The following is a 15,554-nucleotide window of genomic DNA, read 5'->3' on the forward strand; positions in this document are numbered from 1 at the left end:
GATGGCGGCATCATCCGGGAGACAACCACATGACGTCGAAAGAACGCCGGAAATTCCTGTCGTATGGCGCCGCACTGGTCGGCACGGGCTGGCTCGCCGGCTGCGGTGGCGACATGGATGCGCCCGCCGGTGCGTCCGGCACGCCCGGCACCGACGGCCCCGCGACGGTCACGCCCGTCGCGCCGGGCGACCCCGAACACAGCCTGCTGGCCGCGCAGGATCTCACGAAGAACTGGACGTTCGCCCCGGCGAGCAGCCTGCCGGGCGCCGGCGGCGCGCAACTGTCGGGCGCGGCCGGCGTCACGGGGATGGCGCCGGCAACGGTGCCCGGCACCGTGCTGAACAGCATGATCGTCAACGGCAAGTATCCCGACCCGTTCTACGGCCGCATCGTCACGGACACCATTCCCGACACGCTGAAGGACACCGACTACTGGTACCGGACGACCTTCACGGCGCCCGCACGGCAACCGGGGCAGCGGCTGTGGCTGCGCTTCGGCGGCGTCAACTACTGCGCCGAGGTCTGGTTGAACGGCGCGCCCGTCGGCCGGCTCGAAGGTGCGTTCAAGCAGGGGGCGTTCGACATCTCGAGGCTGGTGCCGCAAGCGGGCGGCGCGGCCGGTCTCGCGGTGCGCGTCGTCAAGCCGGATTTCTCGGAAGGGCCGCTGCTGCCGAGCTACGCGAGCGGCGTCACGCGCGGCGGGCGCAACGGCGGCCCGACCGGCGTCACGTTGAAGAACGGGCCGACCTTCTTCTGCTCGGCGGGCTGGGACTGGCTGCCGACGATCCCCGATCGCGAACTCGGCATCTGGCAGCCAGTGGCATGGTTCACGACCGGCGCGGTGCGGATCGCGGCGCTCAACGTCGCGCACACGCTGTCCACCGACCTGTCGCGCGCCGAGTTGCGGCTCGATCTCGAACTGGACAACGGCTCCGGCGCGGATCTCGTCGCGACCGTCGTCGGCACCGTCGGCAACGGCGCGCCGTTTCGCCACGACATCGCGATTCCCGCATCGGGTACGACGACGAAGGTGTCGCTCACGTCGTCGGATATCGCGGCGCTGTCGATCAGGCAGCCGAGCCTGTGGTGGCCGAACGGGTACGGCGAACCGAACCTCTACGCGGTGACGGTCGGCATCGAGGTGGCGCGCAGGCGCTCGGACGAGCGCACGCTGAAGGTCGGCCTGCGCCGCATCGAATACGTGCGCGACATCGGCATGGGGCCGCAGTTGAGCATTACGGTCAACGGCCTGCCGATCCTCGTGATGGGCGGCAACTGGGGGCTCGACGAAGCGCTGAAGCGCATTCCGCGCGAACGGTTGTTCAACCAGGTGCGGCTCCATCGCGACGCGAACCTCAACCTGATCCGCAACTGGAACGGGCAGAGCACGAGCGACGATTTCTTCGATGCATGCGACCGCTACGGGATCCTCGTCTGGCAGGACTTCTTCTTCTCGACCGAAGGCGACGGGTCGGGGCCGGCCAACGTGCCGCGCGATCTCGACAACATCCGCGACGTGATCGCGCGCAACCGTCATCGCCCGTCGATCCTGCTCTGGTGCGGCGGCAACGAAGGTGCGCCGCCGCCGGCACTCGTCAAGGGGCTCGACGCACTCGTCGCCGAACTCGACCCGCAACGCCTGTGCCTCACGAGTTCGGCCGGCGATACGGGCGCCGGCGCGGTGAACGGCTATTCGTCCGGCGGCCCGTACAACTGGGCCTCGCCGCAGGCGGCATTCAGCCGCGGCTACGGCACGACGTCGATCGCGTTTCACAACGAGGTCGGCTCGCATTCGATCCCGACGCTCGAATGCGTCGAATCGATGCTGCCGCCCGGCTCGTACGAATGCCCGGACGACTTCTGGGCCGACCGCGACATGAACGGCAACGGCGCGTATTACCCGTCGGTCGGCAAGCAGGGCGGCGCCGGCTACATCGCGATGACGGCGCAGCGCTACGGCGCGATCCGCAATCTCGCGGACTTCGTGCGCAAGGCGCAGATGATGAACTACGAATGCATCCGCTCGATCTACGAGGCGAACGCGGCCGTGATGATCGGCCCGGTGGCCGGGAAGATCACGTCGCCGGCCACCGGCGTGATCATGTGGATGACGAACCCCGCGCAACCGAGCTTCGTGTGGCAGATGTACAGCCACGACCTCGACGCGCATGCGTCGTTCTTCGCGGTGCGGCATGGGTGCCGTCGCGTCAATGCGATCCTCGATGCGAATACCGCCGACGTGACGATCGCGAATCACACGGCGACTGCCGTCACCGGCCGCGTCGAGATGCGCGTGTACAACCTCGACGGCACGTCGAGCAGCCGGACTGTCGCGGACGTCGGCGGCGTCACGAAGGCGTCGTATCGCGTGGTGGCGAACCTGAAGGCGGCGATGGCCGCGGCGAAGTCGGACGTGTGCATCGTGTCGCTCGTGCTGACCGATGCGGGCGGCAATACGCTCGCGGAGAACGTGTACTGGCGACAGCGCGACGGAGGCGACACCGCGTACACGTCGCTCGATACGATGCCGGGCGCGGCGGTTGCCATCGGCGCGGCATCGGCCGAGACCGACGACACGACGACGCGCATCACGGTCGACGTCGCGAACATCGGCACGACGTTCGCGTTGATGACGCACTTGCAGGTATTCGATCCGTCGACCGGTGCCCGCGTGCTGCCCGCGTTCTACAGCGACAACTACCTGAACCTGATGCCGGGCGCGAAGCGGCGGATCACGATCGATTTGCCGCATGCGAGCGGTGCGCCGGTGTCGCGCGCCGCGCTGCGCGTCGACGGGTGGCGGCTCGACCGCCCGAACTGCAGGCTCGGGCTCGGCGGCGTGCCGGTCGTGTTCAACGAGCGCGCGCTGGCAGTCGATCCGGCGGTGCCGACGTTCGGGGCATGCTGAGGGCGGCGTGGGCGTGGGCGCGATGCCGTGCAAGCGGCGGCGAGCCGTTCAAGCGCCGCGTGAAGGCACGCGGCGTTCGTCGCATGCCCGATCGCCGGCGAGCCGTTACGGCTTGAGAAACCTGTCGAGCCAGCGCGGTGTCGCCGCGCGATCGAAGACGACGTGCAACTCGGGGCTGAACGCGCCGTATTCGAGCCCGTGGCGTTGGGCAAGCAGCGTCAGGGACTGCGGCGTGTGAAACGAGATGTGCCCGTTGCGCGGCACGCAGTACCACCACTGCTCGATGCCGCGCTCGATGATCTCCCGGCTGATCAGCGACGTCTGGAACAGCAGCGCGCCGTCGCGTTTCCGGTAACGCATGATCTGGTCGAAGAGGTCGAACGGCGCCGGATGATGCTCGAACACCTCGAACGACAGGATCGTGTCGAACGTGCCTTCGGGCGGAACCGGGTGCGAGAACGGATCGTACGACGTCACGTCCGTGAAGCCGCGCGAAGCCAGTTTCCGTTCCAGCAAGCCCAGCCCCGAGCCGAAATCGAGAATCCGGCCTTCCCGCATTTCCGCAAAACTGGTGCAGATCAGGTCGGCATGCTGCTGCGGACGGATCTCGAGATACTCGGGATCGTGGCGCGCATAGTCGGCGTTATAGACATGCTGCGCGAAATCGTCGTGGGTCCAGCTGTCGAACATGGGCGCCCACGTGAAGCCGCATTGCTCGCAAGCATGGTAGTAGACCGGCACGCCCACATACGGGTCGACTTTCTTCCCGGCAATGAAGTCGGCGCCGCAGCGCGAGAAATCGACCAGCCCGCAGATGGGGGCGCGGGCCGAGCACACCTTGCAGGCGAGGGCGGCCGGGTGGCGGTTCGAACCATGATTCAAATTCCGTTCTCCTGGTTGCCGGCGCGGCGTGCGCGTGACAGACGGTGCGGGAGAGGCTATCACAGTCGCGCCGGCCATCCCGACCGGGCGCGGCCCTGCGCGCTTACGGACGCAGCAGGTCGAATCCGCCGAACACGACGACACCGCTCAACACGATCATCGCGACGGAGTGCTGGCCGAAGTAGAGAATCGCGGCGGCAAGCCACGTCGTGATGCAGAAGGCGCCGATGCGGGCCATCGTGTGTTCCTCGAATGCGTGATGAAGTGAGCGTGCGCCGGACGGCGTTCGCCGCTTGAAGCGGCGAGCGGGGCACGCAGGCGAACGGAAAAAGCGACCCGCGCAGCCGCGACCGCGGCGTCGGCACGTGTCGCGTGCCGCGCCCGGACGGGCGGGAGTCGATAACCGGCGGCGTTGCGCGCTCGCGCCCCGGGGCGCGAGCGCGCGACTTTCGCCGGCGAAGCCGCGATTTTATCAGCGCTGCGGCGCCGCGAATCTGGCCCTTTCGCGACTAAAACCGGCGATCTTCAGCCAAATCTGTCGGGCCCCGCTACTCAAGTTTCGTGTGACGAATGCCGTAAACGAGTTGGAAGGTAATTTCTCCCCCAGCCACGATTCGCTTACCGATACAGGGACCGACACGATGCAGATCGATTTCTCCACGACCACGCGCACCTCGCTGGCGGACGCCAGCCAGGGCGCGAACGCTTCGTCGGCCGCGCCCGCCGCGACGTCATCCACCGATGGCGCGACGAATGCCGCGGGCGCGACGGGTACGACGGGTACGGCAGGCACTTCCGGCGCGCAGGGTTCGACCGGTGCCACCGGCGAAACGCTCGGTGCATCGGGCGCGTCGTCCGACGACCCGGCGGTCGCGCAGCTGAAAGCGTTGATCGACCGGTTGCAGAAGCAGCTGGCCACGATCGAGCGCCAGATGGCGAGCGCGGCGCAGCGCGCGAAGGACGACCCGGCCGCGGCGGTCGAACAGCAGTCGCTGAGCGCGGAAGCCGGCGCGATCGCGGGGGCGCTGGCGACCGCGATCTCGCAACTCGCGGCGGCCGTCGAGAAGACGGGCGGCTCGTCGGCGGGCGGGCTGGTGTCGACGCAGGCCTGAGCGGATGCGGCTGCGTCGGCCGCACGCATTACAATCGCAAGCGCGTTTCCCTCGACAGGACGGCAGAACGATGCATGCGGAACTCGACGACGACGACCTCGTCCGCTTCGACACGCAAGGCGGCACGCCGCTGCCGGCGGCCGACGCGCAAGGATGGCTCGAACACGACGGCGCGCGCATCTGGCACGCGTCGTTCGGCCACGGGCCGCCGGTCGTGCTGCTGCACGGCGGCCTCGGCCACGGCGGCAACTGGGGCAACCAGGTGCCGGCGCTGCTCGCGGCCGGCTACCGCGCGATCGTGATCGACAGCCGCGGCCACGGCCGCAGCACGCGCGACGCGCAACCCTATTCCTACGAACGCATGGCGTCGGACGTGCTCGCGGTGCTCGATGCGCTGCACGTCGACCGTGCGCGTTTCGTCGGCTGGAGCGACGGCGCGTGCATCGCGCTCGTGCTGGCCGATCGCGCGCCGGCACGCGCGGCCGGCGTGTTCTTCTTCGCATGCAACATGGACCCGGGCGGCACGAAGGAGATCGTGCCGGGCCCGCTGCTCGATCGCTGCTTCGCGCGGCATCGCAAGGACTATGCGGCGCTTTCCGCGACACCGGGCGAGTTCGACGCATTCGTCGCGGCCGTCAGCGAAATGATGCGCACGCAACCGGATTACAGCGCGGAGGATCTCGCGGCGATCGCCGTGCCGGTCACGATCGTGCTGGGCGAGCACGACGAATTCATCCGGCCCGAGCATGCGGCGTACCTGGCGCGCACGATCCCGGGCGCGACGCTGACGATCCTGCCCGGCGTGAGCCATTTCGCACCGCTGCAGCGGCCCGCGCGGTTCAACGCGGCGATGCTGGCGTTTCTGGACCGGTTGCCGGGGTGACGCGCTGGAGCCGTCGTGTTGTCGGCACCGTGACTCGCTGGTACGGCAACGTCACCGACGTGTCGCGTTCGCGGCAGTGCACGCGACGGTGCTGCCCGACGTTCCCCGCAAACCATCGAGCCCGCCGCGCCGGCGGCAGCGGTCATCCACCCCTTCGCCAAGCCCATAAGTTTTTCTTTAGGCTCGATCAACATAACGTCGATTGTTGACGGACGGCTTACAGCGGATAGTCCTGCTTCGGCAGGCCGGCCGCTGCGATTTCCGCATGGCGCGACCGGATCTGTTGTCCACGCAACCATCAGAAATCGAAGGAACCGCAACCATGCGATTCAACGCGACACGCTTCGCCGCGACCCTGCTCGTCGCCGCGTGCGTCACCGCCACGGCCGGCCGCGCGGCCGCCGTCACTCCGGACGAGCTCCACGACACCGTGACCCGTCACATCGCGCCGCTGATGAAGCAGTACGCGATTCCCGGCATGGCGGTCGGCATCGTCGCCGACGGCAAGCCCTACGTGTTCGACTACGGCGTGATGTCGACGCAAACCGGCAAGCCCGTCACCGGCGACACGCTGTTCGAAATCGGCTCGGTCAGCAAGACGCTGACCGCGACGCTCGCGGCCGACGCGCAGGAGGGCGGCGAACTGTCGCTGGCCGACCCGGTCGGCAAGTACCTGCCCGCCCTGCAGGGCAAGCCGTTCGGTGTCGTGACGCTGCTCGATCTCGGTACGCACACGTCCGGCGGCATGCCGGTGCAGGTGCCGGACAGCATCCGCGACGACGCGGGGCTGATCCGCTATCTCGACGCGTGGCGGCCCGCGCATGCGCCGGGTACGTACCGGACGTATTCGAACGTGTCGGTCGGCATGCTCGGGTGGCTCACCGCGAAGGCGATGCACAAGGATTTCGCGGTGCTGATGGAGCAGCGGCTCTTTCCCGCGCTCGGCATGACGCACACGTACATCAACGTGCCGGAAGCACGTCAGGCCGACTACGCACAGGGTTATACGCAGGACGGCAAGCCGATCCGGATGACGGGCGGCATGCTGTGGCAGCCGGCCTACGGCGTGCGGACCACGGCGGCCGACCTGCTGCGCTTCGTGCAGGCGAACATGGGGCTGATCGAAACCGCGCCGCGCCTGCAGCGCGCGCTCGAACGCACCCACACCGGCTATTTCCGCGCGGGGCCGCTGACGCAGGACCTGATCTGGGAACAGTATCCGTATCCGGTCGCGCTGCCGACGCTGCTCGAAGGCAACTCGATGAAGATGCTGCGCGACGGGTTGCCGGCCTCCGCGATCAAGCCGCCGCTCGCGCCGAGTGCGAATACGTGGATCAACAAGACGGGCTCGACCAACGGCTTCAGCACCTATGTCGCGTTCGTCCCGTCGAAGCGGATCGCGATCGTGATGCTCGCGAACCGCAGCTTTCCGAACGAAGACCGCGTGAAGGCCGCGTACGGGATTCTCGGGGCGCTCGACGGTCGGCGGTAACGTATTCGCCGGCACGCCGGTCGTGCCGCACGGCCGGCGTGCCGAGCTGTCGGGAAGGCGACCGATGCGGTCGCGACGAATCCGGACGAACGATTGCGCACGGCGGCGATGCAGCGCGGCTGGCGGATCGTCGACCTGTCGTGCAATGCTGCATCGATCGCGCCCGCTCGCCACTCATTCGGGCGGCTGCTCGTCGTACGCGACGAAGATCTTCCGCGTGCGTTCGACGACTTCCCACGTGCCGCGGAAACCCGGCGGAATCACGAAACGATGGCCGGCACGCAGGGTCTTCCGGTTGCCTTCGAGGTCGGTGATCACCGACGTGCCTTCGAGGATCTCGCAGTATTCCGCTTCGGTGTATGCGACGTGCCAGCAGCCGGGCGTGCTTTCCCAGATGCCGGTCGAGAAACGGCCGCACGGACTCGCGAAGCCGGGTGTGAGCGTGTGCAGCGGATCGCCGGAAATCAGTTTCTCGGGCGATACGCGGTACTGCGTCGGCTCGCCGCCCGGGGCGAACGCGTCGGTGATGGAGGAAACGTCGATCATGATGGGCATGCTTCGTCGGGGTGGATGGATCGGGTGCGCGTGCGGCGCGCCCGTGCGAGGCGAGCGCGATGCGTGGCCTCGCGTCCGACATCATCGCAGATCGACGGGCCGGTGCGGGCAGTGGCCTGATCGGGCGCCGGGAAATCGTGACCCGAAGCAGCGCCGCGCGATCGCGTAGCCGCGACGAACGCTTATGATGGGCGATCGACGCGATCACGCGAACGCGACACACGAGGAGATCCGGTTGAGCATCACATGGGACGGCATCACGGGCGCCGACGTGCTCGGCGACGCGCAGGTCGCGACCCGGCACGCGCTGGCCGACGCGGCCAGGAACGGCGACTGGGCGACGATGCTCGCGCTCGTCGCGAAGGAGCGTGCGCTCGTCAACGCGACCCGGCTCGGCGGCACGTCGCTTCGTGCGCCGCTGCATCAGGCCGCCTGCGGCGGCGCACCGAAGGCGGTCGTCGCCGAACTGTTGCGGCTCGGTGCGTGGCGCATGCTGCGCGATGCCCACGGCGAGCGCCCGGTCGACATCGCCGGGCGGCGCGGGCATCGGCATCTGGTCGACCTGCTGGCGCCGCAGCCGCGACGCTTCGTGCCCGGCGCCACGCTGTTCGCCATCCAGCGCCATTTCCACGCGATGATGCTCGGCCGCATCGCACATTTGCGCGTCGACGCGCTGCGCCTGCCCGAACTCGAGCCGCTACTCGAACTCGACGCACAGGCCGAACTCATGTGGTTCGCGGTGCCGGGCATGTATGGCGGATTCGGCTATGCGCTGCATACGGACGGCGATGCGGCGATGCTCGTGTCCGAGAGCTGGAGCCGTGTGGCCGGCGGCTCGGGCCAGCGGCACGAAATCACCGCGGACGGCTGCACGCTGGTCGACGAGGGGTTCGTCTGACGCGGCCGATCATCCCGTTGCGCTCAAAACTGTTTTCGCGACGCCGCCCTTCCTCGCGCAACGCCGGCCGCCGATACTGCGACGCACGACGCGCCGCCTCGAATTGACCGACGAGGGCAAGCTTTTTCTCGACTACGCGCGCGACATCATCGCGTCGGTCGAGTTTGCCGAGGAACAGATCGTCAGCCAGCGCGAGACGCCGTCCGGGCGCTTGCGGATCAACGCGGCGATGCCGTTCATGCAGCACGTGATCGCGCCGATGATGCCCGGCTTCCGCGAAGCCTATCCGGCGATCACGGCCGAACTCCATACGAGCGACGAGATCATCGACCTGCTCGAACAGCGCACCGACGTGGCGATCCGGATCGGCGAGCTGCGCGATTCGACGCTGCACGCGCGCCGGCTCGGCAGCAGCCGGCTGCGCATCCTGGCGAGCCCGGCCTATCTGGAGAAAGCCGGCGTGCCGACGAGCGTCGCCGATCTCGCGAACCATGCGCTGCTCGGCTTCGTGCAGCCGGAAACGCTGAACCACTGGCCGTTGCATACCGCCGACGGCGGCGTGTACCGGATTCATCCGGCGCTGCAGGCGTCGAGCGGCGAGACGCTGCTGACGCTCGCGCTCAGTGGCGCCGGCATCGTGTGCCTGGCCGACTACATGACGGGCACGCATCGTCGCGACGGCAGCCTCGTCGAGCTGCTCGTCGACGATACCGTCGAATTCCGCCAGCCGATTCACGCGGTGTTCTATCGCAATGCGACGTTGTCGTCGCGCATCGTCAGTTTTCTCGACTACTTGAGCGCGCAGTTGAAGGAAGGCGGCGACATCGACTGAGCCGGTGCCGCACGCAGCTGGCCAAGCAACATGCAAAAGGGCGGCGGGTTCGATGTGACTCGACCCCGCCGCCCTTTGCGTATCGACCGATGCGCGGCAGCGGTCGCACCTGAACCGCGCGCCTACTGCCCCAGCGCAGTCATCAGCCTGACCCGGCCGAGCATTTCCTCGGTGCGCGCCTGCGCGAGCGAATCCTCGGCCGCGAGCAGCGAACGCTGCACCTCCAGCGTATCGATGAACGCCGATTCGCCGCTGCGCCACGACCGGTTGATCTGCGTATAGGCGCCGCGTGCGTTCGACACCGCGCGTTCGAGGCGCTCGGTCCGGCTGTGATCGCGGGCGGTGGCGGCAATCGACGTCTCGACGTCGCCGACGGCCGTCAGCACCGTCGAGCGATACGCGGCGACCGCCTGTGCGGCCTGCGCGCGGCGCAACGCGACGACGCTGCGCCGGCGCCCGCCGTCGAACAGCGGCGCGCTCGCGCCGGCGCCGGCCATCCATGCGAGCGAACGCGCGAGCGTCGCGCCCGAGAAGCCGTCGATCGCCGCACCGATCACGCCGATCAGTTGCAGGTGCGGCTTCAGGTCGGCCTCCGCCACGCCGATCCGCGCATAGGCGGCGACGACGCGCGCCTCGGCCGCGCGCACGTCGGGCCGGCGGCGCAGCAAGTCGGCCGGCGTGCCGACGCCCGGCGCGGCGGCTGTCCACACCGGTTCCGGCGCGGGCGGATCGACGCGCGCGTAGATGGCCTGCGGCGTGGATGCGGTGATGATCGACAGCCGGTGGATCGCGGCCTGCCGCTGAAGTTGCAGCGCGGGCAGCTCGGCCAGCGTCGTTTCCGTCTGCGCGGCGGCGCGGTCCACGTCGGCCACCGGCACGACGCCCGCGTCGAACAGGCGCCGCGTCGATTCCTCGGTGCTGCGCTGGCTCGACGCGTTGGCCTCGACCAGCGCGAGCCGCTGCTCGAGCCCGCGCACCGTCACGTAGGTGCGCACGGTTTCGTCGATCGTCGCGATCCGCACGGCCGCCGCATCGTTCTGCGCGGACGCGATATCCGCGTCGGCGGCCGACACGCCCTGGCGGATGCGCCCGAAGATGTCGATTTCCCACGCGAGGCTCGCATTCAGGTCGAACGCGTTGCCGGTCGTCGGCGTATCGGTCGGGAATGCCTGCGAGGCGGAGAGCCGCTGGCGGCCGGCGCCCGCGTTCAGGTCGACCGAAGGGAACCACTGCGACGCCGCGCCGATCCGCACCGCGCGCGCCGCGTCGATGCGTGCGACGGCAGCCTGCAGGTCGAGGTTGTTCGCGAGCGCCGTGTCGACCAGCCAGTCGAGGATCGGGTCGTGGAAAGCGTGCCACCACGCGCCGGTATCGGCGGCCGGGCCGCCGGCCGCGAGATCCGCGTTCGCATAGGTCGCGGCCAGCGGCGGCGGCGTGACGGTGGCGACCGGCGCGCTCGTGCACGCGGTCAGGACGGCCGCCGCGGACAGCGCGGCCACGAGTCGAACGAACTTCATTGCACCACCTCCGTCGCGACGGTCGCGACAGCGGCCTTGCGCAACGCGAGCCGGCGAACCATCACATAGAACACGGGCGTAAACAGCAGCCCGAAGAACGTCACGCCGATCATCCCGAAGAACACGGCCGCGCCGACCGCCTGACGCATTTCCGCGCCGGCGCCTTCGGAGATCACGAGCGGCAGCACGCCGAGGATGAACGCGAGCGACGTCATCACGATCGGGCGCAGCCGCTGCACGCAGGCTTCGACGACGGCCTCGACGAGTTCGGTGCCGTCGGCCTCCAGCTGCCGCGCGACCTCGACGATCAGGATCGCGTTCTTCGCGGCCAGCCCGACCAGCACGATGAAGCCGATCTGCGTGAGGATGTTCACGTCCTGGCCGAGCGCGCGCACGCCGAGCGATGCGGCGAGCAGGCACATCGGCACGATCAGCAGGATCGACACGGGCAGGCTCCAGCTGCCGTACTGCGCGGCGAGTACCAGGTAGACGAGCAGCACGCACAGCGGGAACACGAGCAGCCCCGTGTTGCCGGCCGTGGTCTGCTGATACGACAGATCGGTCCATTCGAACGAAATGCCGGGCGGCAGCACCTGTTTCGCGAGCGATTCCATCGTCTTGATCGCGAAGCCGGAACCGAGGCCCGGTGCCGTATCGCCGTTGATCTCGGTGGCCGGATACAGGTTGTAGCGCGGCGCGCGATCGACGCCGAGCGTGTCGTCGATGCGTGTGACGCTGCCGATCGGCACCATCTCGCCGTCGCGGTTGCGCACCTTCAGCCGCGCGAGATCGGAAGCGCCGACGCGGAACGGCAGGTCGGCCTGCGCGGTCACGCGATAGGTGCGCCCGACGATGTTGAAGTCGTTGATGTAGGTCGAGCCGAAATACGTCTCGACCGCGTCGTTGATGGCCTGGCTCGGCACGCCGAGCATCTCGGCCTTCTCGCGGTCGAGCTCGACATGCACCTGCGGGCTCGTCGCGGAGTAGGGCGTATAGACGCCGACCATGCCGGGCGTGCGGTTCGCGGCCGCCACCAGATCCTGCGTCGCCTTCGCGAGCGCGGCGGTGCCGAGGCCGTTGCGGTCTTCGAGCCGCATCGCGAAACCGCCCGTGCTGCCGAGGCCCTGCACCGGCGGCGGCATCGCGACGACGATCGACGCCTCGGTGACGGCTGCGAGCCGCTTGCGCATCTCGGCGGCAATCGTGTCGATCGTCAGGCCGCGCGCCTTGCGTTCGGGCCAGGGCTCGAACACCGGGAACAGGCCGGCGCTGTTCGCCGAGTTCGTGCCGGTCGCCGCGTTCACGCCGGAGAACACCGGCACGCGTGCGACACCGGGCACCGACAGCGCGATGTCCTCGATCTTGCGCGCGACCGCGCTCGTGCGTTCGAGCGTCGCGCCGTCGGGCATCCGCACGAGCACGACGAGGTAGCCGCGGTCCTGCGCGGGAATGAAGCCCTTCGGGCTCGACACGAGCAGGTAGCCGGTCGCGGCGATCAGTACCACGTACAGCACGCCCATCGCCGGGATGATCCGCACGACCTTCCTGACGAGCCGGCCATACGCATCGGACAGGCGCTGGAACACGCGGTTGAACGCGTTCGAGAAGCGCCGCGCGACGCGCATCGCCGGCGCGAACGGCGCGGCCATGCGCGACGCCGGTGCGGGTACATCATGATCGCCGGTGTGCGCTTTCAGCATCATCGCGGAGAGTGCGGGCGCGAGCGTCACCGACGTGAAGAACGAGATCGCGGTCGACACGGCGATCGTCACGCCGAACTGGCGGAAGAACTGGCCCGAGATGCCCGGAATGAACGAGGTCGGCACGAACACCGCGCACAGCACGAGCGTGATCGCGAACAGCGCGCCGCCCACCTCCTTCATCGTCAGCAGCGTCGCGTCGCGCGGCCCGGCACCGGCCGACAGGTGCCGCTCGACGTTCTCGACCACGACGATCGCGTTGTCGACGACGATCCCCACCGCGAGCACGAGGCCGAACAGCGTCAGGTTGTTGATCGAGTAGCCGAGCGCGGCCATCGCCGCGAACGTGCCGACGAGCGACACCGGAATCGACAGGATCGGGATGATCGACGGCCGCCAGCCCTGCAGGAACAGCAGCACGACGAACACGACGAGCACGACGGCTTCGTAGATGGTCTTGACGAGTTCGTGGATGCTGTCGCCGATGAAGGCGGTCGGGTTGTAGCCGATGTTGTAGACGATGCCCTTCGGGAAGTCCCTGGCCAGTTCGGCCATCTTCTTCTCGACCGCATCCATCGTCGCGACCGCGTTCGCGCCGGGCTGCTGCAGCACCTGCAACGCGATCGTCGGGTGGCGCAGCATGTAGCTGTCGGTCGCATACGCGAGTGCGCCGACCTCGACGCGCGCGACATCCTTCAGCCGCACGAGCCGCCCGTCCTTGCCCTGCTTGACGACGATGTCGCTGAAATCCTCGGGGCGCTTGAGCCGCCCTTCGAAGATCAGGTTCGGCTGGAACGCCTGGTTCGTGATCGGCGCCTGCGCGACCACGCCGCCCGCGAGCTGCGTGTTCTGCGCCCGCACCGCGGCGATCAGGTCGCCGGGGCTCAGGCCGAACGACGCCACGCGCTCGGGATCGAGCCAGATGCGCATCGAGTATTCGCGTGCGCCGAGCGGGTTGATGTCGCCGACGCCCTCGATTCGCTTCAGCACGTCCGCGACGTTGCGGATCGCGTAGTTCGACACGTACAGCGGATCGTAGCGCTGGTCCGGCGAGTACAGGAAGATCGTGCCGAGCTGCGTCGGCGAAGACTTGCGCACCGACACGCCGCTGCGCTGCACGGGCTCCGGCAGGCGCGGCGTCGCGAGCGCGACGCGGTTCTGCACGAGCACCTGCGCCTTGTCGACGTCGGTGCCGGGCTTGAACGTCACGGTGATGTTCAGGCTGCCGTCGGACGTCGCCTGGCTGTACATGTACAGCATGTCTTCCACGCCGTTCACTTCGAGTTCGATCGGCGTCGACACCGTTTGCGACACCGTTTCCGCGGACGCGCCCGGATAGGTCGCCTGGATCACGACGGTCGGCGGCGCGATGTCCGGATACTCGGACACCGCGAGCGAGAAATAGGCCAGCGCACCGGCGATGGTCAGCACGATGGACAGGACGATCGCGAGCACCGGTTGCTGGACGGACAGACGGCCGAGGTTCATTGCGCGCTCCCGGTCGTGCCGCTCGCCGCGCGGGCCAACGTGGCGGCTTCGATCGCGCGCGGCACGGCCTTGACCTTGTCGCCGGCCTGCACGCGCTGGAAGCCGTCGACGATCACGCGGTCGCCCGCGTTCAGCCCCGCATCGATTTCGCGCAGGTTGCCGTACAGGCGGCCGGGCGTCACCGGGCGGATCGCGACGGTGCCGTTCGCGTCGACGAAATACAGCACGCGGCGCGTCGCATCGGTCGCGACGGCCGCATCCGGCACGAGCAGCGCGTGATGCGCGACGCGGCTCGACAGATAAACGCGGCCGAACTGGCCGGGGCTCAGGCGCCGGTCCGGATTCGCGACGCGCGCGCGTTGCCGCAGCGTGCCGGTCGAATCGTCGAGGCGGTTGTCGACGAAATCCATCGTGCCCGTCAGCGACGGCTGCGCATCGCCCGGCAGCGCGATCGCGACCTGCCGCGACGACGCGCTGCCGCCGCTTTTTTGCGCCTCGCGCGTATAGCGCAGGTAGCTTGCCTCGTCGACATCGAAGTAGATGTCGATCGGGTCCTGCGACACGATCGTCGTCAGCACCGTCGCGTCGCTGTCGCCGCCTTTCACGAGGTTGCCCTCGCTGACGCGCTTGCGGCTGATACGGCCGGACATCGGCGCGACGATGCGCGTGAACGACAGGTCGAGCCGCGCGCGTTCGAGCGCACCTTGCGCGCTCGTCACCTCGGCCTGCGCACTTTGCACGGCCTGCCTGCGCTGGTCGTAGAGGCTCTGCGCGATCGTGTCGGTCCTGATCAGGATGCTGGCGCGTTCGAAATCCTGCCGGCTCAGCTTCAGTTGCGACTGCGCGCGTTCGAGCGTGCCTTGCGCGGCCCTGACGGCCGCTTGATACGGGCGCGGGTCGATGACGAACAGCAGGTCGCCCTTGCGGACGGTCGCGCCGTCCTGGAACGCGACCTTGTCGAGATAACCGCTCACGCGCGGGCGCACGTCGACGGTGTCGACCGCTTCGAAGCGGCCCGTATAGACGTCGACGTCGTTGACGTCGCGCGCGACGGGCGCGCTGACGATCACGTTCGGCGTCGCGGCCGGCGCCTTGTCGTCCGACCGGCAGCCGGACAACGCGACGAGCGCGGCCAGTGGAATGGCGGCCAGCACGGCCGGTCGCGCGATGCGCTGCAATCCTGGATATCGATTCATACGTGTGTGCGAAATATCGAGTGGGGCGCCTGGCGCCGGATGGTGCGCAGTATCCGGCGCGGCGCGCGGCGGATAAACGGATGAAGCGGC

General features: G+C 68.6%; 12 protein-coding genes. 6 read left to right on the plus strand and 6 right to left on the minus strand.

Translation table 11 applies throughout. From position 1 onward, the window contains the following. Window positions 1-29: 29 nt before the first annotated feature. Window positions 30-2,909, plus strand: coding sequence for a glycoside hydrolase family 2 protein (locus DPV79_RS00325; protein WP_113044456.1), 2,880 nt, complete (start codon window positions 30-32; stop codon window positions 2,907-2,909). Window positions 2,910-3,014: 105 nt separating this feature from the next. Here DPV79_RS00325 and DPV79_RS00330 read toward each other — a convergent pair whose 3' ends face one another. Together DPV79_RS00330 and DPV79_RS43600 are read right to left on the minus strand one after the other, a co-directional pair. After that, entirely contained in the window at window positions 3,015-3,791 is a 777-nt protein-coding gene (locus DPV79_RS00330) for a class I SAM-dependent methyltransferase (protein ID WP_244321683.1), read from the minus strand. A 103-nt stretch (window positions 3,792-3,894) separates the two neighbouring features. Continuing rightward, window positions 3,895-4,029 carry a hypothetical protein gene (locus tag DPV79_RS43600; RefSeq protein ID WP_006767081.1) on the minus strand — a complete coding sequence of 45 codons (135 nt, stop codon included), beginning with the start codon at window positions 4,027-4,029 and terminating at the stop codon, window positions 3,895-3,897. A 403-nt stretch (window positions 4,030-4,432) separates the two neighbouring features. Between DPV79_RS43600 and DPV79_RS00340 the strand changes: the two genes are divergently transcribed. The 3 genes from DPV79_RS00340 to ampC all read left to right on the plus strand — a co-directional run bounded on the left by DPV79_RS00340 (window position 4,433) and on the right by ampC (window position 7,278). Next, window positions 4,433-4,903 (plus strand): hypothetical protein, encoded by a 471-nt coding sequence (locus DPV79_RS00340; protein WP_113044458.1) that lies wholly within the window; start codon window positions 4,433-4,435, stop codon window positions 4,901-4,903. A 70-nt stretch (window positions 4,904-4,973) separates the two neighbouring features. Further along, the gene (locus DPV79_RS00345; RefSeq protein ID WP_113044459.1) at window positions 4,974-5,786 is read left to right on the plus strand and encodes an alpha/beta fold hydrolase; all 813 of its coding nucleotides are present in this window, start codon (window positions 4,974-4,976) and stop codon (window positions 5,784-5,786) included. Window positions 5,787-6,108: 322 nt separating this feature from the next. Continuing rightward, a complete protein-coding gene (gene ampC, locus DPV79_RS00350; protein WP_060221523.1) occupies window positions 6,109-7,278 on the plus strand; it encodes a class C beta-lactamase in 1,170 nt (389 codons plus the stop codon). Window positions 7,279-7,452: 174 nt separating this feature from the next. On the opposite strand, the gene DPV79_RS00360 is transcribed toward ampC, so the two are convergent. Beyond that, window positions 7,453-7,824: a cupin domain-containing protein gene (locus DPV79_RS00360; RefSeq protein WP_021163834.1), complete on the minus strand. Its 372-nt coding sequence runs from the start codon at window positions 7,822-7,824 to the stop codon at window positions 7,453-7,455. A gap of 244 nt (window positions 7,825-8,068) precedes the next feature. Here DPV79_RS00360 and DPV79_RS00365 point away from each other — a divergent pair, with 244 nt between their 5' ends. Further along, window positions 8,069-8,731, plus strand: a complete 663-nt coding sequence (locus DPV79_RS00365) for an ankyrin repeat domain-containing protein (protein ID WP_113044703.1) — start codon at window positions 8,069-8,071, stop codon at window positions 8,729-8,731. 103 nt (window positions 8,732-8,834) lie between these two features. After that, window positions 8,835-9,563: a LysR substrate-binding domain-containing protein gene (locus DPV79_RS00370; protein WP_420483955.1), complete on the plus strand. Its 729-nt coding sequence runs from the start codon at window positions 8,835-8,837 to the stop codon at window positions 9,561-9,563. A gap of 122 nt (window positions 9,564-9,685) precedes the next feature. Here DPV79_RS00370 and DPV79_RS00375 read toward each other — a convergent pair whose 3' ends face one another. Genes DPV79_RS00375 through DPV79_RS00385 form a run of 3 tightly spaced genes read right to left on the minus strand, consistent with a single transcriptional unit; the run spans window position 9,686 to window position 15,464 of the window. Continuing rightward, window positions 9,686-11,080, minus strand: a complete 1,395-nt coding sequence (locus DPV79_RS00375; RefSeq protein WP_113044460.1) for an efflux transporter outer membrane subunit — start codon at window positions 11,078-11,080, stop codon at window positions 9,686-9,688. Continuing rightward, complete coding sequence (locus tag DPV79_RS00380) at window positions 11,077-14,268, minus strand: efflux RND transporter permease subunit (RefSeq protein ID WP_060064273.1); 3,192 nt, start codon at window positions 14,266-14,268, stop codon at window positions 11,077-11,079. Before DPV79_RS00380 ends, DPV79_RS00375 begins: the two co-directional genes overlap by 4 nt. Then, complete coding sequence (locus DPV79_RS00385) at window positions 14,265-15,464, minus strand: efflux RND transporter periplasmic adaptor subunit (RefSeq protein WP_113044461.1); 1,200 nt, start codon at window positions 15,462-15,464, stop codon at window positions 14,265-14,267. Before DPV79_RS00385 ends, DPV79_RS00380 begins: the two co-directional genes overlap by 4 nt. Window positions 15,465-15,554 lie beyond the last annotated feature (90 nt).

The sequence above is a fragment of the Burkholderia reimsis genome, from assembly GCF_003294055.1.
Lineage (GTDB): Bacteria > Pseudomonadota > Gammaproteobacteria > Burkholderiales > Burkholderiaceae > Burkholderia > Burkholderia cepacia.

What these genes read in the sequence shown, in the direction of transcription:
- DPV79_RS00325 (WP_113044456.1), top strand. Translation starts at nt 30, where the DNA reads ATGACGTCGAAAGAACGCCGGAAATTCCTGTCGTATGGCGCCGCACTG.
- DPV79_RS43600 (WP_006767081.1), bottom strand. Translation starts at nt 4,029, where the DNA reads ATGGCCCGCATCGGCGCCTTCTGCATCACGACGTGGCTTGCCGCCGCG.
- DPV79_RS00340 (WP_113044458.1), top strand. Translation starts at nt 4,433, where the DNA reads ATGCAGATCGATTTCTCCACGACCACGCGCACCTCGCTGGCGGACGCC.
- DPV79_RS00345 (WP_113044459.1), top strand. Translation starts at nt 4,974, where the DNA reads ATGCATGCGGAACTCGACGACGACGACCTCGTCCGCTTCGACACGCAA.
- ampC (WP_060221523.1), top strand. Translation starts at nt 6,109, where the DNA reads ATGCGATTCAACGCGACACGCTTCGCCGCGACCCTGCTCGTCGCCGCG.
- DPV79_RS00360 (WP_021163834.1), bottom strand. Translation starts at nt 7,824, where the DNA reads ATGATCGACGTTTCCTCCATCACCGACGCGTTCGCCCCGGGCGGCGAG.
- DPV79_RS00375 (WP_113044460.1), bottom strand. Translation starts at nt 11,080, where the DNA reads ATGAAGTTCGTTCGACTCGTGGCCGCGCTGTCCGCGGCGGCCGTCCTG.
- DPV79_RS00380 (WP_060064273.1), bottom strand. Translation starts at nt 14,268, where the DNA reads ATGAACCTCGGCCGTCTGTCCGTCCAGCAACCGGTGCTCGCGATCGTC.
- DPV79_RS00385 (WP_113044461.1), bottom strand. Translation starts at nt 15,464, where the DNA reads ATGAATCGATATCCAGGATTGCAGCGCATCGCGCGACCGGCCGTGCTG.